This window comes from Actinomycetospora cinnamomea, from assembly GCF_003096675.1.
Taxonomy (GTDB): domain Bacteria; phylum Actinomycetota; class Actinomycetes; order Mycobacteriales; family Pseudonocardiaceae; genus Actinomycetospora; species Actinomycetospora cinnamomea.
The window spans coordinates 346,897-370,481 of sequence record NZ_QEKW01000004.1; the positions used below are offsets into that span (position 1 = coordinate 346,897).

19 protein-coding genes, 1 tRNA gene and 3 pseudogenes are annotated in these 23,585 nt (G+C 72.7%); 11 read left to right on the forward strand and 12 right to left on the reverse strand.

Translation table 11 applies throughout. The annotated features are described in order from the left end of the window. Window positions 1-5 precede the first annotated feature (5 nt). A complete protein-coding gene (locus C8D89_RS10820; protein ID WP_116708111.1) occupies window positions 6-1,766 on the reverse strand; it encodes a SulP family inorganic anion transporter in 1,761 nt (586 codons plus the stop codon). 176 nt (window positions 1,767-1,942) lie between these two features. Here C8D89_RS10820 and C8D89_RS10825 point away from each other — a divergent pair, with 176 nt between their 5' ends. Beyond that, entirely contained in the window at window positions 1,943-3,832 is a 1,890-nt protein-coding gene (locus tag C8D89_RS10825) for a propionyl-CoA synthetase (protein WP_116708112.1), read from the forward strand. A 218-nt stretch (window positions 3,833-4,050) separates the two neighbouring features. Here C8D89_RS10825 and C8D89_RS10830 read toward each other — a convergent pair whose 3' ends face one another. The 5 genes from C8D89_RS10830 to C8D89_RS10850 all read right to left on the reverse strand — a co-directional run bounded on the left by C8D89_RS10830 (window position 4,051) and on the right by C8D89_RS10850 (window position 9,705). Then, window positions 4,051-4,896: an SDR family oxidoreductase gene (locus tag C8D89_RS10830; RefSeq protein ID WP_116708113.1), complete on the reverse strand. Its 846-nt coding sequence runs from the start codon at window positions 4,894-4,896 to the stop codon at window positions 4,051-4,053. 93 nt (window positions 4,897-4,989) lie between these two features. Continuing rightward, window positions 4,990-5,169, reverse strand: a complete 180-nt coding sequence (locus C8D89_RS10835) for a CstA-like transporter-associated (seleno)protein (protein WP_243418005.1) — start codon at window positions 5,167-5,169, stop codon at window positions 4,990-4,992. A gap of 11 nt (window positions 5,170-5,180) precedes the next feature. Continuing rightward, entirely contained in the window at window positions 5,181-7,448 is a 2,268-nt protein-coding gene (locus C8D89_RS10840) for a carbon starvation CstA family protein (RefSeq protein WP_116708202.1), read from the reverse strand. Between the two features lie 97 nt (window positions 7,449-7,545). After that, a complete protein-coding gene (locus C8D89_RS30175) occupies window positions 7,546-8,397 on the reverse strand; it encodes a transglycosylase SLT domain-containing protein (RefSeq protein ID WP_243418006.1) in 852 nt (283 codons plus the stop codon). A gap of 360 nt (window positions 8,398-8,757) precedes the next feature. Continuing rightward, window positions 8,758-9,705 (reverse strand): alpha/beta hydrolase, encoded by a 948-nt coding sequence (locus tag C8D89_RS10850; protein WP_116708115.1) that lies wholly within the window; start codon window positions 9,703-9,705, stop codon window positions 8,758-8,760. Window positions 9,706-9,826: 121 nt separating this feature from the next. Between C8D89_RS10850 and C8D89_RS10855 the strand changes: the two genes are divergently transcribed. Both C8D89_RS10855 and C8D89_RS10860 read left to right on the forward strand, forming a co-directional pair. Then, complete coding sequence (locus tag C8D89_RS10855; RefSeq protein ID WP_116708204.1) at window positions 9,827-10,183, forward strand: ArsR/SmtB family transcription factor; 357 nt, start codon at window positions 9,827-9,829, stop codon at window positions 10,181-10,183. After that, complete coding sequence (locus C8D89_RS10860) at window positions 10,183-10,662, forward strand: SRPBCC family protein (RefSeq protein WP_116708116.1); 480 nt, start codon at window positions 10,183-10,185, stop codon at window positions 10,660-10,662. Before C8D89_RS10855 ends, C8D89_RS10860 begins: the two co-directional genes overlap by 1 nt. 55 nt (window positions 10,663-10,717) lie before the next feature. On the opposite strand, the gene C8D89_RS10865 is transcribed toward C8D89_RS10860, so the two are convergent. Beyond that, window positions 10,718-11,515: a hypothetical protein gene (locus tag C8D89_RS10865; RefSeq protein ID WP_116708117.1), complete on the reverse strand. Its 798-nt coding sequence runs from the start codon at window positions 11,513-11,515 to the stop codon at window positions 10,718-10,720. 129 nt (window positions 11,516-11,644) lie between these two features. On the opposite strand from C8D89_RS10865, the gene C8D89_RS10870 reads away from it, so the two are divergent. The 6 genes from C8D89_RS10870 to C8D89_RS10890 all read left to right on the forward strand — a co-directional run bounded on the left by C8D89_RS10870 (window position 11,645) and on the right by C8D89_RS10890 (window position 16,015). Further along, window positions 11,645-13,366 (forward strand): carbon starvation CstA family protein, encoded by a 1,722-nt coding sequence (locus C8D89_RS10870; RefSeq protein WP_116708118.1) that lies wholly within the window; start codon window positions 11,645-11,647, stop codon window positions 13,364-13,366. Continuing rightward, complete coding sequence (locus C8D89_RS10875) at window positions 13,363-13,635, forward strand: cory-CC-star protein (protein WP_116708119.1); 273 nt, start codon at window positions 13,363-13,365, stop codon at window positions 13,633-13,635. The genes C8D89_RS10870 and C8D89_RS10875 overlap by 4 nt, the downstream gene beginning before the upstream one ends. After that, entirely contained in the window at window positions 13,626-14,558 is a 933-nt protein-coding gene (locus C8D89_RS10880; RefSeq protein WP_116708205.1) for an ArsA family ATPase, read from the forward strand. Before C8D89_RS10875 ends, C8D89_RS10880 begins: the two co-directional genes overlap by 10 nt. 32 nt (window positions 14,559-14,590) lie before the next feature. Then, window positions 14,591-14,719, forward strand: a complete 129-nt coding sequence (locus C8D89_RS30730; protein WP_279323368.1) for a hypothetical protein — start codon at window positions 14,591-14,593, stop codon at window positions 14,717-14,719. Between the two features lie 181 nt (window positions 14,720-14,900). Next, on the forward strand, window positions 14,901-15,161 hold the full coding sequence (locus C8D89_RS10885) for a hypothetical protein (RefSeq protein WP_116708120.1): 261 nt from the start codon (window positions 14,901-14,903) through the stop codon (window positions 15,159-15,161). Window positions 15,162-15,229: 68 nt separating this feature from the next. Next, complete coding sequence (locus C8D89_RS10890; RefSeq protein WP_165825642.1) at window positions 15,230-16,015, forward strand: alpha/beta fold hydrolase; 786 nt, start codon at window positions 15,230-15,232, stop codon at window positions 16,013-16,015. 70 nt (window positions 16,016-16,085) lie between these two features. On the opposite strand, the gene C8D89_RS10895 is transcribed toward C8D89_RS10890, so the two are convergent. Next, a tRNA-Gly gene (locus C8D89_RS10895) sits at window positions 16,086-16,159 on the reverse strand. Between the two features lie 257 nt (window positions 16,160-16,416). On the opposite strand from C8D89_RS10895, the gene C8D89_RS10900 reads away from it, so the two are divergent. Together C8D89_RS10900 and C8D89_RS10905 are read left to right on the forward strand one after the other, a co-directional pair. After that, window positions 16,417-16,998, forward strand: a complete 582-nt coding sequence (locus C8D89_RS10900) for a glycosyltransferase family protein (RefSeq protein WP_116708122.1) — start codon at window positions 16,417-16,419, stop codon at window positions 16,996-16,998. Between the two features lie 151 nt (window positions 16,999-17,149). Then, window positions 17,150-18,910 carry a diguanylate cyclase domain-containing protein gene (locus C8D89_RS10905; RefSeq protein WP_133251876.1) on the forward strand — a complete coding sequence of 587 codons (1,761 nt, stop codon included), beginning with the start codon at window positions 17,150-17,152 and terminating at the stop codon, window positions 18,908-18,910. 1 nt (window position 18,911) lies between these two features. Here C8D89_RS10905 and dcd read toward each other — a convergent pair. The 4 genes and pseudogenes from dcd to C8D89_RS10925 all read right to left on the reverse strand — a co-directional run. Continuing rightward, window positions 18,912-19,196: pseudogene (dcd, locus tag C8D89_RS10910) on the reverse strand (dCTP deaminase); the annotation flags it as partial. A gap of 204 nt (window positions 19,197-19,400) precedes the next feature. Then, window positions 19,401-20,192 (reverse strand): annotated as a pseudogene (locus tag C8D89_RS30960) (LAGLIDADG family homing endonuclease); the annotation flags it as partial. A gap of 45 nt (window positions 20,193-20,237) precedes the next feature. Then, a pseudogene (locus C8D89_RS10920) lies at window positions 20,238-20,546 on the reverse strand (dCTP deaminase); the annotation flags it as partial. A gap of 181 nt (window positions 20,547-20,727) precedes the next feature. Further along, complete coding sequence (locus tag C8D89_RS10925; RefSeq protein ID WP_116708124.1) at window positions 20,728-23,277, reverse strand: heterodisulfide reductase-related iron-sulfur binding cluster; 2,550 nt, start codon at window positions 23,275-23,277, stop codon at window positions 20,728-20,730. Window positions 23,278-23,585: the final 308 nt, after the last annotated feature.

Consider the following 23,585-nt stretch of genomic DNA (forward strand, 5'->3'; position numbering starts at 1 on the left):
CGTCCTCAGAGCACCCCGCTGAGGTCCGTCCGCGCGGGCTCGGCGGGAGAGCGGAGCGGGCTGCGGCCGCCGGGGTCCACGACCTCGACCGCGGCCGCGACGTCGCGGTGCACGGCGCCGACCGCGGTGAACGCCGGCCACACCTCGGCGCGGGCGAGCAGGTCGCGGACCGGGCCGCGCACGGTCGCCAGGTGCAGGGCCACGCCGCGGTCGGCGAGCCGCTCGCGCAGCGCGTCGAGGGCGTGCGCGCCGTCGGTGTCGGTGTCGCTGACCGCCGACGCGTCGAGCACGACCGCGCGCAGGTCGGGGCGGTCCTCGACGATGCCGGTCACCTGGTCGGTCAGCCGCTCGGCGTTGGCGAAGTAGAGCGGCCCGTCGACCCGCAGCAGCAGGACCGCGGGGTCGGTGAGCACCTCGTAGCGGGCGGTGTTGCGGTAGACGGCGCTGCCGGGGACCCGGCCGAGCTCGGCGGTGTGCGGACGCGCCGAGCGCCAGAGGAACACGGCGAGGCTGAAGACCACCCCGGCGGCCAGGCCCGGCTCGACCCCGAGGGTCAGGGTCGCGGCGAACGTGAGCAGGACCGCGACGCCGTCGCTGCGCCGGGTGCGCCACGCGGAGACGGCGGAGGCACGGTCCACGAGCCCGAGGACCGCGACGACGACCACCGCGGCGAGCACCGCGCTCGGCAGGTGGAAGAACAGCGGCGTCAGCACCAGCGCGGTCACGGCCACGACGAGCGCGGCCACGAGGGACGCGACCGGGGTGCGGGCCCCGGCCTGGAAGCTCACGGCGCTGCGCGAGAACCCGCCGGCCACCGGGAACGCCTGGAACACCCCCGCCGCGGCGTTGGCCGCACCGACGGCGATCAGCTCCTGGTTCGGGTCGACCCGCTGGCCCGCCTTCGCGGCGAGCGCCTTCGCGACCGCGATCCCCTCCATGTAGGCGACGAGCGCGATGGCCGCGGCGGACGGGGCGAGGGCGGTGAGGTCGGCGACCGCGAGCGGCGGGACCACCGGCGCGGGCAGCCCGGCGGGCACCGTCTCCAGGATGCGGACCCCGCGCTCGCCGAGGCCGGCCAGCGCGCTCACCGCGGTGGCCACCACGACCACCAGCAGCGGCCCCGGCAGGCGCGGGACGAAGCGCCGAAGGACCAGCAGCGCGGCGACGCTGCCGAGCCCGACGAGGGCCGTCAGTCCCTGCGTCGTCCCCAGCGCGCCCGCCACCGAGGTGACGATCCCGACGAAGTCCTCGGCGCGCGGGATGCGCAGCCCGAGCAGGTCCTTCAGCTGGCTGGCCGCGATGACCAGGGCCGCCGCGGAGGTGAAGCCGGAGAGCACCGAGTGGGACAGGAAGCTCACGAGCACACCGAGACGGAGCGCGCCGAGCAGCAGCTGGAGGGCCCCGACCATGAGCGCGAGCAGGCCGGCGAGGGCCGCGTAGCGCCACGGGTCGCCGGCGGCGAGCGGGGCGAGGGCGGTGCTGGTGAGCAGCGCCGTGATCGCCACCGGCCCGACCGCGAGCGCCCCCGAGGTGCCGAGCAGCGCGTAGACCACCACCGGCACGATCGCCGCGTAGAGGCCCGCGACCGGCGGCAGCCCGGCGAGGCTCGCGTAGGCCATGCTCTGGGGGACGAGCATGACGGCGACGGTGAGCCCCGCGACGGCGTCGGTGCGCAGCGACGCGCGGTCCGAGCGGCGCACGAAGCCGACGAGGGGGACCAGCCGCTCGAGGAGAGGGGTCCGGGCGGCCCGTCGCGGCGTGGTCATGGCGTCTCCGGTTCCTCACGGGGAGCAGGACACGCTTATTGTTCCTACATTTTGTCGGCGACGGCGTGGGCCGAAGGTCCCGGAACCGCGGGCCACCCGGCGCCGATCCGGGATCGGGGGGAACCGTCGGGTCAGGCGGTGCGTCCGGCCGGGATGCGTGGCTAGTGTCGCCCCCCATGAGTGGCGAGTACCGGCGCGCGTACGACCGCAGCATGACCGACCCGGACGGCTTCTGGCGCGAGGCCGCGGTGCTGATCGACTGGTACCGCGAGCCCGAGACGATCATGGACACCTCGGCGCTGCCGTTCTCACGGTGGTTCGCCGGCGGCGAGCTCAACACCTGCCACAACGCGCTGGACCGCCACGTGGAGGCCGGCCGCGGCGACCAGGTCGCGCTGATCCACGACTCCCCGGTGACGGACGACCGGCAGCGGTTCACCTACCGCGAGCTGCGGGACGAGGTGGCGCGCTTCGCCGGGGTGCTGCGCTCGGTCGGCGTCGACAAGGGCGACCGCGTGATCATCTACATGCCGATGGTCCCGCAGGCGGCCATCGCGATGCTCGCCTGCGCGCGGCTCGGGGCGATCCACTCCGTGGTGTTCGGCGGCTTCGCCGCCCGCGAGCTCGCCGTGCGCATCGACGATGCCCAGCCGTCGGCGATCGTCAGCGCGTCCTGCGGCATCGAGGGCAAGCGGGTGATCGAGTACAAGCCGCTGCTCGACAAGGCCATCGAGCTGTCCTCGCACGACCCCGGCCGCTCGATCGTCCTCCAGCGCCCGCAGGCCGAGGCCACGATGACCGAGCGGGACCTCGACTGGGCCGAGGCGATGCGCGACGCCGAGCCGGTCGAGTGCGTCCCGGTCGCGGCGACCGACCCGCTCTACGTCCTGTACACCTCGGGCACCACCGGCAAGCCGAAGGGCGTCCAGCGCGACAACGGCGGGCACGCCGTGGCGCTGCGGTGGTCGATGGAGAACGTCTACGACGTCGGGCCCGGCGAGGTCATGTTCACCGCCTCCGACGTCGGCTGGGTCGTCGGGCACTCCTACATCGTCTACGCGCCGCTGCTCACGGGGGCGACGACGGTGCTCTACGAGGGCAAGCCGGTCGGCACGCCCGACGCGGGCCAGTTCTGGCGGGTGGTCCAGGAGCACCGGGTCAAGGCGCTGTTCACCGCGCCCACCGCCTTCCGCGGCATCAAGAAGGAGGACCCGGAGGCGTCGTACCTGGAGCAGTACGACATCTCCAGTCTCGAGACGCTCTTCCTCGCCGGCGAGCGGCTGGACCCCGAGACCTGGACGTGGGCCTCGGAGAAGCTCGGCATCCCGGTGGTCGACCACTGGTGGCAGACCGAGACGGGCTGGCCGATCGCGGCGAACCTGCGCGGCCTCGAGCCGATGGAGCTCAAGGCCGGCTCGCCGTCGGTGATCGTGCCCGGCTACCAGGTGGAGATCCTCGACGTCGACGGCACCGTTCTGCCGCACGGCGAGGAGGGCGCGATCACGATCAAGCTGCCGCTGCCGCCGGGCTGCCTGCAGACGCTGTGGAACGACGACGAGCGCTTCCGCGAGTCGTACATGAGCCGCTACGAGGGCTACTACCTCACCGGCGACGGCGGCTACCTCGACGAGGACGGCTACCTCTACGTCATGGGTCGCACCGACGACGTCATCAACGTCGCCGGCCACCGCCTGTCGACGGGTTCGATGGAGGAGGTGCTCTCCAATCACCCCGACGTCGCCGAGTGCGCGGTCATCGGCGTGCACGACGCGATGAAGGGCCAGGTGCCCCGGGGGTTCGTGGTGCTCAAGGCCGGGGTGGAGCGCGAGGAGTCCGAGCTCTCCGCGGAGCTCGTGAGGATGGTCCGCGACGAGGTCGGGGCCGTGGCGTCGTTCAAGGACGTCGCCGTCGTCCCCGCCCTGCCCAAGACCCGCTCGGGCAAGGTGCTGCGCAAGACCATGCGCGGCATCGCCGACGGCGCCGACGAGGCCGTCCCGTCGACCATCGACGACGCGAGCGTGCTCGACACCCTCCGCCCCGTCCTCCAGAAGGGCCCGGGCGCCTGAGGCTCGCCCGACGGAGCGAACGCGCTGTTCGCTGCTTCTAGGCGTACGAACGGCGCGTTCGCTCCGACGCGGCCCGCGCCGGTCTGGTGATCAACGGGGACTTCGCGCGCGTAGAAGCAGCGAACAGCGCGTTCGCTGCGGTCGGGGGTCGGGGGTCGGGGTCGGGGTCGGGGTCGGGGTCGGCGGTCGGGGTCGGCGGTCGGGGTCGGCGGTCGGGGTCAGCGCTCGTCGGGCGGGAAGTCCGCGGCGACGGCGACGTCGCGCCAGGCCGCGGCCTCGTCGATGCGCTGCTGCCACAGCCGCGGGGCCAGATCGGCGGCCATCTCGCCGAGCAGCAGGCGCCGGGGCGGGTCGTCGCTGTCGACGACGCGCACCATCGCCTCGCCCGCGCGCCGCGGATCCCCGGGCTGGGTGAACGCCGCCGAGCCGTCCATGGCCGCCCGGCGGGGCCCGAGGACGTCGTCGTAGGCGTGCATCGGGGTCGCGCGCTCCATGCTCGTGCCGTTCCAGTCGGTGCGGAACGGGCCGGGCTCGACGATGGTCACCCGGATCCCGAACGGTGCGACCTCCTGCGCGAGCGACTCGCTCAGCCCCTCGAGGCCCCACTTGGTCGCGTGGTAGAGCCCGGTGTTCGGGAAGGCGCCGACGCCGCCGACGCTCGAGATCGGCAGCAGGTGCCCGCGGCGCTGGGCGCGCATGGTCGGCAGCACCGCCTGCAGCGACCACAGCGCCCCGAACAGGTTCACCTCGACCTGGCGGCGCGCCTGCTCCTCGGTGACCTCCTCGACGCCGCCGGCCAGCCCGTAGCCGGCGTTGGCGACGAGCACGTCGATCCGGCCCGTCTCGGCGGCGACCTGGTTGACCACCGCGAACACGGCGTCGCGGTCGGTGACGTCGAGGTCGCGGGTCAGCAGCCGGTCGCCGTGCCCGCGGGCGAGGTCGTCGAGGGTGCCGGCGTCGCGTGCCGTCGCCACCACCCGGTCCCCGGCCGCGAGGACGGCCTCCACGAGGGCGCGGCCGAGGCCACGGGACGCGCCGGTCACCAGCCAGGTGCGATCGCTCATGGCCCCCGGGTGCCCAGAGCCGCTCCCGCTACGCGGCTCGGGATCGACGTCTCAGCAGCGACGTCTCAGCAGCGACGTCTCAGCAGCGACGTCTCAGCAGCAGCGCCCCTGCGGGTGACGCTCCTGATGGTCGACGTGGGCCCGCCAGAACTCGCGCTCGCCCATCGGCGGGTGGGTGTGGCCTCCCCGGTGGTGGGCGGCGAGGTAGCGCTCGTAGGCGTCCGCGCCGACGACGCCCCGGAACCACCACGCGCAGCCGCGCCAGGCCCGCACCAGCGCCTCCATCAGTGGCCGCCGGTGCGTGACGGCGCCCCGACCTCGGCCAGCCACCGCTTCTCCAGTTCCTTCTCGGCGGCCTGCGGGACCAGGCCCGACGGGGCGTAGATCCGCGACGGGACGGCCTCCCGCTCGGCGCTCGGGAACCCGCCCGCCCGGACCGAGCGCAGCGCGGCCAGCGCGGCGGCGGTGATGACCACCAGCGTGAGCACGAGGAACACGATCGACAGGGTGCCCTGGATGAACGTGTTCCGGACGACCGCCTCCATCTGCTCGGGCGTCTTCGCCGCACCCATGCTCGTGCGTCCCTGGGCGATGGCGTCCCGGTAGGCGAAGTGCTGCGCCCAGTACCCCACCCCGGGCGTCGGAGAGAAGATCTTGTACAGCGATGCCGTCACCGTGATGACCGCGACGGCGACGAGCGGCACCAGCACGATCCACAGGTAGCGGACGGTGCCGCGGCGGGCGACGATCGCGAGGCACACCGCCAGGGCGATGGCCGCGAGCAGCTGGTTGGCGATGCCGAACAGCGGGAAGAGCGTGTTGATCCCGCCCAGGGGATCGGTGACGCCCATGATCAGGATGCCGCCCCAGGCGCCACACATCACGAGCGTCCCGATCCACACCCCGGGGCGCCACGACATGTCCCGGAACTTCGGGACGACGGTGCCCACCGCGTCCTGGAGCATGAAGCGCGCCACCCGGGTGCCCGCGTCGACCGCGGTGAGGATGAACAGCGCCTCGAACATGATCGCGAAGTGGTACCAGAAGCTCATCAACGCGGCGCCGCCGAAGAACTGGGCCAGGATGTTGGCCAGGCCGAGCGCGAGGGTCGGCGCGCCGCCGGTGCGCGAGACGATGCTCTGCTCGCCGACCGCCTGGGCGGTGCCGGCGAGCACGTCCGGCGTGATGTTCACCCCGGCGAGCCCCAGCGAGTTGACCCACAGCGCCGCCGTCTCCACGGTGCCGCCGGTGGCGGCCGTGGGAGCGTTCATGGCGAAGTAGATGCCGCGGTCGATCGACACCGCGGCGACCAGCGCCATGATCGCGACGAACGACTCCATGAGCATGCCGCCGTAGCCGATGAAGCGCGTCTGGCGCTCCTTCTCGACGAGCTTCGGGGTGGTGCCCGACGAGATCAGCGCGTGGAACCCCGACAGCGCGCCGCAGGCGATCGTCACGAACAGGAACGGGAACAGCGGCCCCGGCACGACGGGGCCCCCGGCGGGGTCGCCGGCGAACTCGCTCCACGCCGGGGCCATGACGTCCGGGCGGACCACGATGACCGCGACCGCCAGCAGCACGATCGTCCCGATCTTCATGAAGGTCGAGAGGTAGTCGCGCGGCGCGAGGAGCATCCAGACCGGCAGGACCGCGGCGACCACACCGTAGATCACCACGCCCCACGCGAGGGTCGTGCGGTCGAACGTGAACCACTCGGCGAGGCCGCTCTCGGCGACCCATCCGCCGGCGACGATGGCCAGCAGCAGCAGCGCGACGCCGATCGCCGAGACCTCGCCGACCTTCCCCGGTCGCAGGTAGCGCAGGTAGAAGCCCATGAACAGCGCGATCGGCACGGTCATCGCCACCGAGAACACGCCCCACGGGCTCTCGCCCAGCGCCTGCACGACCACCAGGGCCAGCACGGCGATCAGGATGATCATGATCGCGAGCGTCGCGACGACCGCCGCGGCGCCCCCGACGCGTCCGAGCTCGTCACGGGCCATCGCCGCGAGCGAGCGCCCGCCGCGGCGCATCGAGAAGAACAGCACCAGGTAGTCCTGCACGGCGCCGGCGAGCACCACGCCGACGACGATCCAGATGGTCCCGGGCAGATAGCCCATCTGGGCGGCGAGGACGGGTCCGACGAGCGGGCCGGCGCCAGCGATCGCGGCGAAGTGGTGCCCGTAGAGCACGCGCCGGTCGGTGGGCACGAAGTCCTGGCCGTTCTCGGCGTACTCGGCGGGGGTGGCCCGCCGGTCGTCGGGGCGCAGGAGCTTGCGCTCGATGTACGTCGAGTAGAAGCGGTAGGCGATGAGGTAGGTGCACACCGCGGCGAACACGAACCAGATCGCGTTGACCGTCTCGCCGCGGATGAGCGCGAGCATCACCCAGCCCAGACCGCCCAGCAGGGCGATCGCGGTCCAGGTCGCGATCCGCAGCGGCGTCCAGCGCCGGCGCTGCTCGTCGAGCACCTCGTCGTCCACCCCGGCGGGCGGCAGTTCCTGCTGGTCCGGGCCGGCGGTCCCGCCGGCACCCGGAGACGTCGTCGTCATCGTGACCCCCCGCTCCCGATCGGTCACGAGGAGCATAGGTCGGTGGACACGATTGTGTCGTCCGTGTGAAGTGACGTCCCGGACGCCCGGGGTCGAGTCAGTCGGCGCGGCCCAGACCGTCGTCGGGTATCGCCGCGCCGCCGTAGCCGATGTAGTCGCCCGACGAGTTGCGCAGCCCGCCCGCCATGACGTCGTCGATGCTGTGGTTCGCGATCATCGTGCGGATCCCGGCCGTGATGTTGGCGACGGGGTCGAAGATGCCGCGGTCGGCCAGCTCGGGCAGCACCGCGTTGCGGAAGGTCGGGTCGATGAGCTGCATGAGCCCCTTCGACGGCGTGCCCGCGGCGGCGTTGGAGTCCCAGTTGTTCACGGCGTCCGGGTCGCCGGTGGACTCCCGCATGATGATCTTCTTGACGCCCGGCGCCAGGCGCTGCGGCAGCCCCAGGAGACCCAGCGCCCGGGCGATCTGCCCGTCGAGCGTGCGCTCGTTGCCGGCCTCGTAGGGGCGCCCGAACTCCAGCGGCCCGTTCTCGCGCTCGACCTCCATGCTCTTGAGCAGCGCGGAGACGTCGCCGGCGTCCCCCGCGCTCGGCCCGTCGTCGTCGGAGGACGACGAGGACGAGGAGGTCCGGTCGGTCGTGGCCGGCATCGTCACGGGACTGACGGCGGCGACGGCCCCCGACGCGACGGCGGCACGGTGCTGGGCGGCGAGGGCCAGCGCGGCGGTGGCCGGCGCGGCGGGCGCCGCCTGCGGGGCCTCGGCGTCGGCGACGTGGGTGTCCAGGGTCTGCACCGCGGGCAGCACGGCGCCGGCGGCGACGGCGGCGACGAGGACCGAGCCGGAGCCTGTGCGCGCGCGGGAGGTCGCGCGCGGGGCGGTCCGGGTACCGCCGAGGTCGACCGGAGTGCGCGGACCGTGGCCCTGCCGCCCGTGTCGTCCCACCGTCACCTCGCTCACCGTCGGGGGCGGACGGACCGGCGGCGTTGCGGAGGGGAGCTGCCGTCGTGACCGTCCCGTGATCGGACGGTCCGCAACGTAGCGAGCCGGTGACGCTCGGCGTCGCACCCCTCGGTGCTCCCGAGGGCTCCGGGAGTCCCCGGACACCCGGGTCGTGGCGGCGAGAGGTCCGACGGGCGGTGCCGGTCGGCCGATGCGCACCCGCGCATACCCGCGAACGGAGCACCGCGGACGACGGGCGGTCCCGCCGGCGCCGAGCGGTCGGCACGACGACCCGGTGCCGACCCCGCGGGGCTCGCGGACCCTTCGGCGCAGCGGGACGCCGCCGGGCGTGTCCTGCGTGTCGGACCGTCAGGCCGCGAGCAACGCGCGCAGGGCGTCGAGGGCGCGGTCGCCCTCCGCGCGGGCGGCGGTCGACGCGGCGCCGAGCCCGAACCACCCGTGCGTCAGCCCCGCCCCCTCGAGCCGCCGCACCGCGACGCCGGCGGCCTCGAGCGCGTCGGCGTGCGCGCGGCCCTCGTCGCGCAGGAGGTCGAGCTCGGCGGTCGCGACGACAGCGGGCGCGAGGCCGTCGAGGTCGCCGGCCCGCGACAGCGCCACCGACGGGTCGTCGCGCAGGGCAGGGTCGGGCAGGTACCGCTCCCAGAACCAGGCGAGGTCGGCGCGGGTGAGGAACGGGCCGTCGGCGTTCTCCGCCACCGACGGCCGGGTCATCGAGGGGTCGAGGCCGGGGTAGAGCAGCAGCTGCGCGTCGAGGCGCGGACCCCAGTCGCGGGCGAGCAGCGCGACGCCGGCGGCCAGGCCCCCGCCCGCGCTGTCGCCTCCGACGACGAGCCGGTCGGCCGCGCGCAGCGTCGCGGCCCAGCGCAGCGCGGTGTGGGCGTCGGTCAGGGGCGCCGGGTGCGGGTGCTCGGGCGCGAGGCGGTAGTCGACGGAGACCACCGTGGCCCCCAGGTGCGCGCAGACCCGCCGCGCCGAGGCGTCGGCCGTGTCGAGGTCGCCCAGCACCCAGCCGCCTCCGTGCAGCCACACCACCGTGACGGCCCGCTGCTCGCCCACCGGCTCGTAGACGCGCACGGCGACGTCGGCCTCGCCATCAGGGGTGCCCGGTACCACGTCGTCGTGCACCGACCCGACCTCGGCGACGGCGTCCCCGCGCCGTGCCAGCGCCAGCTCGCGGTACACCCGGCGCGCCTCGCCCACGTCGTCGCGGGTCATCGGCAGCCAGCCGTCGGCCTCGAGCCGCGCGATCGCCGCGGCGAGCTCGGGGTCGATGCGGGACGCGGGTCCGGGGGTCATGGGCGCCGATCCTCGGGGAGGTCCGGGGCACCCGCCACCCCGCGTCTTCAACTTGGGGGTTGGACACGGCGCACACGTGCGCTACTGTCTTATCAACCGCAAGGTTGAACAAGGAGTGAGCGTGGACGACCAGCTGAACCGGGTGTTCTCGGCACTCGCCGACCCCATCCGGCGCGACATCGTGGCCCGCCTGGCCGTCGCGGACGCCGGCGTCAACGAGCTCGCCGAGCCCTACGACGTCAGCGTCCAGGCCGTGTCCAAGCACCTCAAGGTGCTGGAGGAGGCGGGGCTCGTGAGCCGCACGCGTGAGGCCCAGCGCCGGCCGGTCCACCTCGAGGCGGAGGTCTTCGACCTGATGACCAAGTGGATCGAGCGCTACCGGCGCCAGGCCGAGGAGCGCTACCGCCGTCTCGACGACGTCCTCGCCGAGATGGATCCCGAGCAGACCCGACCCGACACGCAGCGAGGAGTCTCCTGATGAGCACCACGACCCGCGAGACCACGATCACCGCCGACCCCGCGGCGCCCACGGTCCGCATCGCCCGGGAGTTCGACGCGCCCGTCGCGAACGTCTTCCGGGCCCACGTCGATCCCGACCTCGTCAAGCGCTGGCTCGGCCCGCGCAACCTGACGATGGAAATCCACCGCTTCGACGCCGAGACCGGGGGCGCGTACCGCTACACCCACCGCGACGACGACGGCGAGTACGTGTTCTACGGCTCGTTCCACGAGGTCCGGCCGACCGAGCGCATCGTGCAGACGTTCAGCTACGAGGGCTTCCCGGACTCGGTGACCCTGGAGACGATGACCTTCACCGACCTCGGCGACGGCCGCACCCGGATCGAGGGCCTGTCGCTGTTCGAGTCGATCGAGGCCCGGGACGCGATGGTCGCCAGCGGGATGGAGGTCGGGGTCCGGGAGGGCTACGAACAGCTCGACGAGCTGCTCGCGGAGTGATGACGCGCGCGGCGCCCCTCGACCGCCCGGGCAGGACGGTCGGGGGAGCGTGCGGTCAGCGGTGGCGGGCGCGCTCGGCCGCTGCGATCCCCCGCCGGCAGCCCCGGCTGAGCTCGCGGTGGCGGGAGAGGCGCCGCAGGAGGGGCAGCGGGCCGAGGTCGCGCTCCGGGTCGCCCTCCCGGCCCGACACCACCAGCTCGTCGCCGAACAGGGTGCCGTGCACCGACCACGACTCCCAGCGCTCGAGGTCGGGCTGGGAGTAGTCGTAGCCGAACACGGTGGCGCCCGCGCCGTCCCCGCGCAGCCGCTCCCCCGCGAGGCCGGTGAGGCTGAGGCGCTCTCCGCCGCCCCGGACCTCGACGACGTCGATCCCGGGCCGGTCGCCGGCGTCGCGGACCAGCAGCCGGTGCGCGCGCGGGTTGGTCCGCCGGGGCACCGCGACCTCCTCGGCGGTGGCGGGGTCGAGCCGCACGACGATCCGGGGGAGCCACCACCAGTTCTCCCGGCGCAGCAGGGGGCTGTCGACCAGCGACCGCGACGGTGGGTACTTCCGCAGTTCCTGCCCCAGCACCTCGTCGACGAGGAGGCCGCCGTCGGTGTCGTCGGTGACCTCGACCCGGCCGATCGCGGCCCGGCCGGTCTCGTCGCGGCGCAACGAGCGGGAGTCACTGACGACGAACGCCGCTTGCTCGGCGGCCCGCAGGCCGCTCACCACGGGTGCGTGGGCGTAGGGCAGGGCGACGACCGGGAGCCCGTCGACCACCAGCGGCGTCACCGCGAGGGCGACGGGGCGGCCGTCGGGCTCGATCCAGCACAGCTCGGCGGTGATCGCGCGGCGCCAGGACGCGAACATTGCGCTCACCTTACGATTCTCCTCGGTCGAGGTCCCCGGTGTTACTTTGCGAACCCGATCCGTCACGCGGAGTTCCCGGTGGACGCTCGTTCGGGCGACCCCTCGCCGACGCTGCCCGTGGAGTGAGCCATGCCCGCTGTCGTTGTCGCGCTCACCGTCGCCGTGCTGTTCTTCCTCGGCTATCGCTACTACTCGAAGTACCTGGCCGAGAAGGTGTACGCCCTCGATCCCGCGTTCGCCACCCCCGCGCACGCGATGCGTGACGGCGTCGACTTCGTGCCGACCAACAAGCACGTGCTGTTCGGCCACCACTTCACCTCGATCGCAGGGGCGGCGCCCATCGTGGGCCCCGCGATCGCCGTGTTCTGGGGCTGGCTCCCCGCGTTGACGTGGGTGGTGCTCGGCACGATCTTCGCGGCCGGCGTGCACGACTTCGGCGCGCTGGTCGTCTCCGTGCGCCACCGGGCCCGCAGCATCGGCACGCTGGCCCAGGACGTGATCAACAAGAGGTCGCGCACCCTGTTCCTGTTGATCATCTTCTTCCTGCTGACGTTGGTCAACGCGGTCTTCGCCGTGGTGATCGCGACCCTGTTCGTGGCGAACCCGGAAGCGGTCCTCCCGATCCTCTTCCAGATCCCGCTGGCGATCGGGATCGGCCAGTACGTCTACCGCACCCGCAGCGCCGCGCTGGTCCCGTCGCTCATCGGTGTCGTGCTGCTCTACCTGTCGATCCTCGTGGGGCAGGCCGTGCCGATCTCGCTGGAGTTCCTCGCGGCCGACAGCGGGTTCTTCACCGAGCGCAACATCTGGGTCATCCTGCTGTTCGCCTACACGTTCGTGGCGTCGCGCATCCCGGTCTGGGTCCTGCTCCAGCCCCGCGACTACATCAACTCCCACCAGCTGTTCATCGCCCTCGGGGTGATCGCGCTGGGCGTGACGGTCGGCATGGACCGCATCGTCGCCCCCGCCGTCAACGACACCCCGCCGGACTCCCCGAGCTGGTTCCCGCTGCTCTTCGTCACCATCGCCTGCGGGGCGGTGTCCGGGTTCCACAGCCTGGTCGCGTCGGGGACGACGTCGAAGCAGCTGGACAAGGAGACCGACGCGCGCTACGTCGGCTACTTCGGCGCGGTGGGCGAGGGCTCCCTCGCCCTCGCCACGATCCTGGCCTGCACCGCGGGGGTGGCGGCGTCGACCACCGACTGGAACGCGCTCTACTCCGACTTCGCCACGGCCTCGGACGGGGCCACGGGCAACTTCGTCGACGGCGTGGCCGGCTTCGCGGGCAACCTGGGCGTGCCCCTCTCGATCGCGACGATCTTCGCGGCGATCGTGGTCATCAGTTTCGCGGCCACCACCATGGACACCGGGGTGCGGCTCCAGCGCTACATCGTCCAGGAGATCGCCGACGTCGCCGGCGCCACGAAGCTCTCCCGCAACGCCACGCTGGCCAGCTTGATCGCGGTCGGGGTCCCGCTGGTGATGGCACTGCTGCCCGGGGGCGGCGAGGACGGCTACACCTTCGGCGTGCTCTGGCAGCTCTTCGGCACCACCAACCAGCTCACCGCGGGTCTGGCCCTGGCCGTCATCGCGGTGTGGGTGACCAGGAACCGGCGCAACCCCGTCGCGGTGCTGATCCCGCTGGTCTTCCTGCTGGTCATGACGACCTGGGCGCTGATCATCAACCTCGTCGAGTTCGTCGGCGAGGGCGACTGGGTCCTCGCGCCGCTCGACCTCATCATCTTCGTGCTCGCTGTCTGGCTGATCGTCGAGGCGAGCCTCGGCCTGCGTGCGGCCTGGCGTTCGACCCGCACGCCGGAGGTCGAACGCGAGCCGGAACGCGAGAGGTGAGCGCCCGGTCGCGGCTGGCGTCGATCTGGCGCACGCTCGAACGCGGGCACGACCAGGTCTTCGTCGCCCGCTGGCGCCAGGGTCTTCAGCGGGAGGCCCGCCGCCAGGAGGACACGCTGCGGGCGCTGGTGCTGCTGGAGACGCTCGGGGTGGACAACCCGGTCGCCTACGAGACGCTCGACCTGATCCCGTACCTGGTCGCCGACCTCCACGCGTGGCACCAGCGGATGGGCCGGGAGAGCTTCGGCGATCCCGGGGTCTGCTGTTGATCCGGTTCTTCGGGGGCAAGGGCGGGGTCGGCAAGACGACGCTGGCCGCGGCGTTCGCCGTCGCACGGGCGGGCGCCGGGCGCCGCACCCTGCTCGTGTCGACCGATCCCGCGCACTCGCTGGGCGACGCCCTGGGCGGCGAGCTGGGCGAGGAGCCGCGCGCGGTGGCCCCCCTGCTGTGGGCGGCCGAGATCAGCGGGGAGGCGCAGGCCCGGCGCCGGATCGCCGAGATCACGACCGACGCCGAGCAGGCGCTGCCGCGCGAGGTCCTCCCGGCGGTGCGCCGGCACCTGGCGCGCGCGACGGAGAGCCCGGGCACGGTGGAGTCGGCACTGCTGGACCGCCTCACCGAGCTCGTCGAGCAGGTCGGCGACCGGTGGGACGACCTGGTCGTGGACAGCGCGCCGACCGGTCACATGCTGCGGCTGCTCAGCCTCCCCGCCCTGCTCGCCCCGTGGATCGAGGGTCTCGCCCGGCAACGGACGAAGGCACGCGACGCCGACCGGATGGTCGCGGGGCTGCTGGGCCGCGCCGAGGAGCAGCCGGACCCGCTGCTCGAGCGGCTGCACGCCCGCCGCGCGCGGCTCGAGGCCGTGCGGTCGCGGCTCGCGGCCGAGGCGCTCGTGCACCTGGTGCTGGTCCCTGAGCACCTCCCGCTGACGGAGACGCTGCGGGCGGCGGAGACGGTGGCCGAGACCGGCCTGCGGCTGGGTCAGGTGATCGTCAACAGGGTCGTTCCCGAGACCGAGACCGGGGTCCTCGCGCGACGGCGGGCCCAGCAGGACGAGGTCCTGGCCCGCCTGGCGGTGCGCTTCGACGAGCCGGACCTGGTGCGGGTCCCGCTCCTGCCGGGCACGCTCACCGGACGTCAGGGGCTCGGGGAGCTCGCGGAGGTCCTGCGGGAGGCGGGGTTCGACCCGTAGCGCACCACTCCCGGCAGGGTGGGCATCGCAGGGTGGGCATCGCAGGGTGGGCACCGCGGGATGGGCGCCGCAGGGTGGGGATCGCCGGGTTCACCGCCGGCTACGTCCTCGCCGCCGGGCCCTCGGGGCTGCGGATCGCGGTGCTGGCGCTGCACGGCTGACGTCGGGTCGGCGCACGGCCCCGGCGTCGCCCTCGCGCCCACCGTCGTGTGCACGAGACGTCACCGCAGGTCGGCCCGCTGCGTCTCATCGGGCGATGCCATGAGCAACGCATCGTGATTCGTGTCACGCTGAGCGAGCGAGGCCGGGGACGAGTCGACCGCGGTCAGGAAGGGGCTCGCCGTGTACATCACCGTCGTGCACGAGATCACCGAACCATCGACGTTCTGGAGCGCCGCGCAGGAGGCCATGAGCCAGCCCATGCCCGAGGGCGTGGCGCTGCACGGTGTCTTCCCCAGCAGCGACGGGACGCACGCCGTGTGCCTCTGGGAGGCTCCCGACCAGCAAGCCGTGCGCGAGATGGTCGAATCGGTCGTCGGGCAGGTCAGCAAGAACGACTACCACGAGGTCGACGCGGTCAACGCCGTCGGACTCCCGGCCTGATCCGAGCCGAGGGGACCGCGTCCGGACGGCGACGCCCGGGCCGGGGCCGCGCCATGCCGACAGCCACGGTGAACGGGACCGAGCTGCACCACGAGGTGAGGGGCACGGGGCCGCCGGTGCTGCTCGTCATGGGAGCGACGGGGGACGGCGGCCACTTCGACGCGCTCGCCGACGCCCTGGCCGACGAGTTCACCGTCGTCACCTACGACAGGCGCGGGAACGGGCGCAGCCCCGTGCCACCGCACTGGACGACGACCTCACCCGAGGAGCAGGCCGACGACGCGGCGGCCCTCCTCGATGCGCTCGGAATGCGTCCTGCGGCGGTGTTCGGGACGAGCAGCGGCGGGAACTTCGCGCTGTGCCTGCTCGTCCGCCATCCGCGGTGCGTGAGTGGGGCGGTCCTCCACGAGCCGGGCCTGTTCGCGTTGCTGGACGACGCCGACGCCGCGCGGGCCCCGATGAGGGCGCGGACCGGGGCCGCGATGGCCACGGGTGGGCCACCGGCAGCGGTGGAGGCGTTCTGGCGCTCCGTGGCCGGCGAGGACGCGTGGGAACGGCTCCCGGTCGCCTTGAGGGAGCGACTCCGTGCGAGCGCCGCGACCCTGTTCGAGGTCGAGCTGGGGACCTACGAGCTCTACCTGCCCGACGACGCCATCCTCGCCGCCGTCGGCGTACCGGTGACCGTGCTCGTCAGCTCGGACGGGGATCCGGTGCGCGCCGAGATCTCTGCCCGTCTCGCTCGTCGTCTGGGCGTGGACGTCGCCATGACGCCGGGCGGTCACGCCGCGTACGACGAGCACCCCCGCGAGCTCGCGGAGACGGTGCGCCCGCTCCTGCGCGCAGCGACGAGCTGACGGGCCCGAACACGACGCGGCCCGCCCCCGGGCGATCGGGTGGCGGGCCTGTGACCAGCGAGAACAGCTCTGGAGCGAGTGACGGGAATCGAACCCGCGTTCTCAGCTTGGGAAGCTGATGTTCTACCATTGAACTACACTCGCGCGTCTGGCTCAGAGCCTACACGGCACTCCGGCGCCTGCGACGGGGGCCCGTCCTCGGGTGCCGTCGGTGACCACATCGGTGTCGTTCGCCGCTCGATCACGGTCCGATCACGGGTTGGGCGCGACGGGATCGCACGGAGCGTCACGACGCGTTGCGTCGTCGGGGTAGATCCATCGAGACGGCCTCCTGCTGGGCGTCGGCGTCGTGTTGGCTGGTCAGCGCCATGGGAGCCGGGACCCCCGGGGAGGAGGCCGCCATGACTGCGCGTGAGCAGGACGAGTTCGCCCTTCCCGAGCTCTTCGTCGTCGTGGCCTCGGTCGACGACGCCACCGCCTTCGCCCCGCTGGCGGTGCGTGATCCCGAGGTCCGCCCGGTCCTGGTCGCCACCGGACCCGACCCGATGGGCGTCGACGAGGCGCTCGACGACCTCGGCGCCCTCGCCGGCCGCGTGCTGCTGGTCGACCGTCCCGACGCCGGGCCCGTGGCGGAGATCGCGGCGCTGCTGCCGCGCCTCGACTCCCTCGTCGACGACGACCGTCCCGCTGCCGTCCTCGTCCGTGGCGGGTCGCCCAGCGCCCTGGCCGCCACCCAGGTGGCGGTGTGGCGGGACGTCCCGGTCGTGGCGGTCCCCGTCGACGGGGTCCCGGCGGTCGAGGCCGCGAACCAGGCGGCCGTCGCCGCCCTCGTCGCCACCCAGGACGCCCGCCGTGTCCCGCCCGAGGACGTGCGCGTCGCGGCCGCCACCCAGCGCCTCGTGCGTGAGCGCCTGACGAGCGGCGACGGTACTCGGATCGTCCGGCTGCCGACGGATCGCTCGCGGAGGCATCTGTCCGCCTGACGCACGTCACTCTGCGCGAGAATCGGTCGCTCGATCATCACTCAGTGATGAGGAGAGCACGAAAAGTAGAGGCTGTACCCGCTCCCGGCTAACGTCATGCCCCGCAAGCCTGATGGACCTGGTGGACCAGAGGGGGCAGGAGGGGGAGCCGGTGAAGCCAGCACCCAGGCTGATCCACGAGGTGCAGCGGCTCGGGCTCACGGTCTCGATCGCCGCCCTCGTGATCGTCGTGCTGGTCGTCTTCCGGCTCGTGTGGTCCGCGGCCGTCACGACACCGACGGACCAGCGTCTGCAGAGCGGTCTGCTGGCCCTCGAGGACTCCCACCAGGCCATGCTCGACATGGACGCGGCACTGCGCGGCTACCTCGCCACCGGCGACCAGTTCTTCGCCGACACCGCCACCGACGCCGCGCCCGTCCTCGCCGCCGCCGACACGCAGATGGTCAACCTCCTCGAGGAGCCCCAGCTGCGTCAGGACGTGCTGGCCCTCCTGCTGGCTCAGCAGCGCTGGCGCGCCGAGTGGGCCGATCAGGCGCGGCGGCTTCCCCCGCCCGGTGGTGTCGAGCTGTTCCTCAAGCAGGGCAAGGCGCTCTTCGACGACTACACCGCCCGCAAGGACGCCACGCGCGCGGACACCCTCGCCGCGATCGACGCGGCCGACCGCAGCAACGTGATCACGCAGTGGATCGTCGGCGGTCTCCTGACGCTCGTCGGCGTGGCGACGCTGCTCGTCGCGCTGCGCGGCCGACAACGCCTGCAACGCCACGTCGTCGCCCCCGTCGACGGCCTGCTCGCCTCCGTCCGCGACATCGGCGAGGGCCGGCTGACCCCACCCCACCCCGTGGACGGCTCCGCCGAGCTCGTCGCGCTGCGCGACGGGCTCGCGGACATGACCGTAGCGCTGCGCCGGCAGCGCGAGGAGGCCGCGGCCCAGGCCGAGCGACTGCAGGCCCAGACCGACCGGCTGCGCACCATCCTGATCATGACCCGCGAGATCGCGGGCAGTCTGAACACCCGCTACGTCATCGACTCGACCGTCCAGGCGGCGGTGGCCGTCACCGACGGTCGCGTGCTGCTGTGGCTGCTCGAGGAGGACGGCAACGGCCTCGAGCTCGCCTACGACTCCGACCGCGGCCCGGTCGCGCCGATGGAGACCCACTGCCACCTCGGAGTGGGCGTCGTCGGGCGATCGGCGCGTTACGGGCAGATCTCGCGCGGCGACCCGGAGACCGGGGAGGACGCGGCGGTGGCGGTGCCGCTGGTCGTCGGTGCGCGAGTGATCGGCATCCTCGAGTGCTACGACTCGGTCGAGGGCGAGGTCGAGGGCCAGCGCCTGTCCGCGGTCGAGATGCTCGCGACGCTGTCCGGCTCGGCCATCGAGGCCAGCCGCCTGCACGCCGCCACCGAGCGGCTCTCCCAGTTCGACCCGCTCACGCAGCTGGCCAACCGGCGGCGGCTGGGGGCCGATCTGGACTCGGCGGTCGCCAACGCCAAGCGTCACGGCACGCCGATGTCGGTGATCATGCTGGATCTCGACCACTTCAAGGAGCTCAACGACCGCTACGGGCACCAGCAGGGCGACGTGGTGCTCCAGGAGGTCGCGAGCACCCTGCGCACGGCCATGCGCGACGGCGAGACCGCCTACCGGTACGGCGGCGAGGAGTTCGCCATCCTCGTCACGCGCGGGGGCCCGGACGACGCCGTCCAGCTCGCCGAGCGCCTGCGCGCCCGCGTCGAGGCCGACTTCCGGCGCGGCGACAAGCAACTCGTCACCGCGTCCTTCGGCGTCGCCGGCCTGCCCGAGCACGCCGGCGACGGCGAGGCCCTGCTCAGCGAGGCCGACCGGGCGCTCTACTCCGCGAAGAACTCCGGCCGCAACCGCGTGCACCGCGCCGGCGGGCTGGTGGGGTAGGTCAGCGCCCGTCCTCGGACAACCCGCGCCGGAAGTTGACGAACGAGCGCGAGGGCGTCGGGCCCCGCTGGTCCTGATAGCGCGAGCCGTAGACGGGCGAACCGTAGGGGTGCTCGGCGGGCGACGACAGCCGGAACAGGCAGAGCTGGCCGACCTTCATCCCGGGCCACAGCCGGATCGGCAGGTTCGCCACGTTCGAGAGCTCGAGCGTGACGTGACCCGAGAAACCGGGGTCGATGAATCCGGCGGTGGAATGGGTCAACAACCCGAGACGACCCAGGCTCGAGTTGTGGGTCGGGATGAAGGTACGGCCGACCAGGAACATGCCGTCCGCTGCCGCGACCTGGATACAGCGCACGGGACGCGAGCCGGTCGCCTGCACATCGGCGATGCCACGGTGCAGGTGACGGCGGCGGTCGGGGGTCTTGAGCCGCGCGACCTTCCGCTCGAGGCGGAACACCTCGAACCACGGCGTGAACTTCACCTGGTGCGCGAGGCCGTGTTCGACGCCGCGGAAGTTGGCCCGCTTCTTGCGCTGTCGCGGGCGGAGGCCGAGGCTCGCGGCGAGCTCGGCGACACCGTTCGACAGGTCCTCGCGCATGTTGACGAACTCGCAGCGCCCAGCGACGTCGACGTACCCGTCCGAATCCATGAGGCCCTGGAGGAGTGCGAGGCGCTGGCCGATGCTGCCGCGGAGGTAGGCGACGGGGATGTGCTTGTTGCCGAGCACACCGAGTGCGCGCAACGCGCTCGAGAGCGATCCATCGGCGCTGTAGCGCCCGCCCGCGTCGCGGGTCCGGCCGACGCGACCCCGGCAGAGACCACCGACGCGGTACGCGTACCGACCGGAAGCCTTCCCAACGTCGTGTCCGGCGGCGCGGATCTCATCGAGCATCTGCTCATCTCCGGGCCCGCAGGTCACCTCCGCTGTGCTGCTGGTGCCGTCGCCCAACCAGACGCCCAGGACATACGGGTCGATCGGGAGATCAGCTTCGGGACAGTGCACCGCGTTGGCCAGCTCGACGTGGTGGTTGACCTCGTCGTGCCAGCGCAAGCTAGCGGCGATCTCCTCCGTCGTGCTGACGGTAGCGGGATGCTGACGCTTCCGCGCAGGCTTCGTCGTCGTCCGCCACCTATGGGCGGCGTCGGCGGTGACGACCTCGCCGTCGGAGAACCGGACGTCGTAGCAGGGGCGGCCGAGCATCACCTCGGTCGTCGCGATGACCCGTACCGGTCGACCGTCGAGGCCGAAGACCTCGTCCCCGACGCGCACGTCACCCATCGTCGTCCACCCCGTCGGTGTCGGGACCGGGGTGTCGACAGCGAGGGCCTTGCCCTCGAGGCGACCGGCGATGTCGTCCGGCAGCGAGATGACCTCGTACGTCGAGCCGAGGACGAACTCGCCGGGGTGCAGGACGAACGCCTCGTCGGGGCCGGGTGGCTCGACCGGGCGTGTCAGCTCGTCCTGCTGCAGCGCGGGGTCGATGTGCGTGTACGCATGGTTGTTGAACGTGCGGAAGTGCCGGTCGAGACGCAGGTCGACGCTCGAGGGCTGCAGCAGCGTCGCGTCGAACGGGTCGAGCCCGACGCGTCCGGCCGCGATCTCGGCGCGGATGTCGCGGTCGGAGAGCAGCACGCGCGGACCCTATCGAGGCGGTCGGCGTGCGGCGTGTCGGCATCGCGAACGGGGACTTCGCGCGCGTAGAAGCAGCGAACAGCGCGTTCGTTCCGATAGGCCGGGCCCGAGACACGAACGGCGCCCTCGCTGCTCGGGAAGCAGCGAGGGCGCCGTTCGTCCCCGGCGGAGCGGGGGCCCGTCAGCTCTCGGCCGACGGGTTCTGCACGTTGCCCGCGGTGGCGGCGGTGTCGGGGTCGGAGTCGCCGACGGTGTCGGTCTCGGGCCGCCCGCGCTTGACCGCCGCGAGGAGCATCTGCGAGACGTCCATGACCTCGGTGCCGACGGCCGTGGCCTCGCTCTGGCGCTCGGTGAGGCCGTCGGTGAGCATCACGCGGCAGAACGGGCAACCGGTCGCGATCGTGTCGGTCTCGGTCTGGATGGCCTCGTCCACGCGCTCCATGTTGATGCGCTTGCCGATGTGCTCCTCCATCCACATCCGCGCACCACCCGCGCCGCAGCACAGCGCCCGGTCGGCGTGGCGGGGCATCTCCTTGAGCTCGGCCCCCGCGGCCTCCACGAGCTCGCGCGGCGGCGTGTAGACCTCGTTGTGCCGGCCCAGGTAGCACGGGTCGTGGTAGGTCACGGTCTTGCGCGCGGCGCCCTCGCCGTGCGACGAGCCGTGGCCGTTGGTCCCGCCGTGGCCGTTCGTGGCGCCGCTCGACGCCCCGTCCCCGCCGTGCTTCTCGGCGAGGGCGACGCCGGCGGGCGCGGCCTGGTCGGCGTCGTGGCCCGGGGTGCCGTGGCCGCCCGCGGTGATGAGGCCGCGCTCGGTGCCGTCGGAGTGCGGGCCGTGGTACTGCAGGCCGGTCGCCGGGTTGATGTCGAGCTTCTTCGCGGCGGGCACCGGCGAGGACTCCGGCGCCACCGGCACCAGCTTCTTCTCGCGCACCAGCTGGTTGAGCAGCTGCGTGTGGTGGACGACCTCGTAGTGCCCCTCGAGCTGCGGGTACTCGCGCCCGAGGGTGTTCATGCAGTGCGGGCACGTGGTGACGATCTTGCGCGTGCCCGGCTCGCGGCCCTCGAAGACGGCGTCGAGCATCTCCTTGGTCTGCGCGGCCATCATCTGGAAGAGGAACTCGTTGCCCGAGCGCCGCGCCGGGTCACCGGTGCAGCTCTCCTCCTTGCCGAGGACGACGTAGTCGACGCCCGCGATGTGCAACAGCTCGGCCGTCGCGCGCACGGTCTTCTTGGCGTTGTCGTCGAAGGCGCCGGCGCAGCCGATGAAGAAGAGGTACTCGGTCTCGGGGCGCAGCTCGCCGTCGAACTCGGGCACCTCGAAGGGCAGGTCCTTCGCCCAGTCCATGCGCGCCGAGTTGTTCTGGCCCCACGGGTTGCCCTTGTTCTCCAGGTTGCGGAACAGGACGCCCAGCTCGGCCGGGAACTCCGACTCGATCATGACCTGGTTGCGGCGCATGTCGATGATGTGGTCGACGTGCTCGATGTCGACGGGGCACTGCTCGACGCACGCGCCGCAGGTGGTGCACGACCACAGGACGTCGGGGTCGATGACGCCGAGCTGCTCCGCCGTGCCGACGAGCGGGCGCGAGGCCTGGACGTCGTCGCTCTTGCGGTAGCGCTCGTAGCCGGACTCCGGCACGCCGTGGCCGTCGTGCACGGGCTCGCCCGGGTTGTTCGCCCCCGCCTGCGTGGCCGCGCCCTCCTCGGGCCCACCTCCGATGGACGCGGTCTTTCCGCCGATCATGTACGGCGCCTTCGCGAACATGTGATCGCGCAGGTCCATGATCAGGAGCTTGGGCGAGAGCGGCTTGCCGGTGTTCCACGCCGGGCACTGGCTCTGACAGCGACCGCACTCGGTGCACGTCGCGAAGTCGAGCATGCCCTTCCAGGTGAAGTCCTCGATCTTGCCGCGACCGAACGACGCCTCCTCGGGCGGGTCCTCGAAGTCGATCGGCTTGCCCTCGTGCTCGATCGGCGGCACGGGGCCGAGCGCCTTCGGCAGGCGCTTCGCCGAGACGTTGATCGGGGCGATGAAGATGTGGAGGTGCTTCGAGTAGAGCACGACGACGAGGAAGATCAGCGCCACCGCGATGTGCAGCAGCAGGAAGATCGTCTCCAGGACGAACAGCGTCGTCTCCGAGAGCCCGGAGAAGAGGTAGCCGACGCCGATCGAGGCCCAGGCCCCCGACTCGTAGGGCAGGTTGCCCGCCGCGGAGGCCGTGCCGCGGAAGGCGAACAGCGTCCACACGACGTTGAAGATCAGGAACAGGATCAGCCAGGCGCCGCCGGTGTGGGACCCGTAGAAGCGGGACGTCCGGGCGCGGCGCTCCGGTGCCTGCTGCAGGCGCATGATCGCGAACGCGATGATCGAGATCAGCACCATGATCGCGATGAAGTCCTGCAGGAAGCCCAGGACGGCCCAGCGTCCGATCAGCGGGATGTGGAAGTCCTCGACGAACAGGGCGCCGTAGGCCTCGATGTAGACCGTCAGCAGGATGATGAAGCCCCACATCGTGAAGAGGTGGGCGAGACCGGGGATCGACCAGCGCAGCAGCTTGCGCTGCCCGAACACCTCGACGAACTGGGCGCGCACGCGCTGGCCGAGGCCCTCGGCGCGCTTCGCGTCGGGCTGCCCGGACGCGATCAGGCGGTAGAGCCACCAGGCCCGGCGGGCCGACACCGCGGCCACGACCAGGGTCAGGGCGAGCCCCAGGACCAAACGGACGACCACGACGGGACCTCCCCGTGAGCCGGGCCTGTGGTGGCGACCCGGTTTGAGAACAACGACTGCGTGGGCGGCACTGTAACGGCCGGTAGGGCCCTCGGCGCTGCGAGAGGTGACCGAGGCTACCCGTCGGTAACCAGCGTGGCCGGCGTCGGGCGTCCGGCGACGGCCACCGCTGGGCGACGCTTTGCGATCGCGAACGCGGCCGCGGCGCGCCGGAGCGTGATGACCGCTCGTGGCGTGTGGATCACGATAGGCTCATCCGGACCAGGAGAGCGGGTCGCGGCTGCCGTCGGTGGCGGAGGGTGGACGAT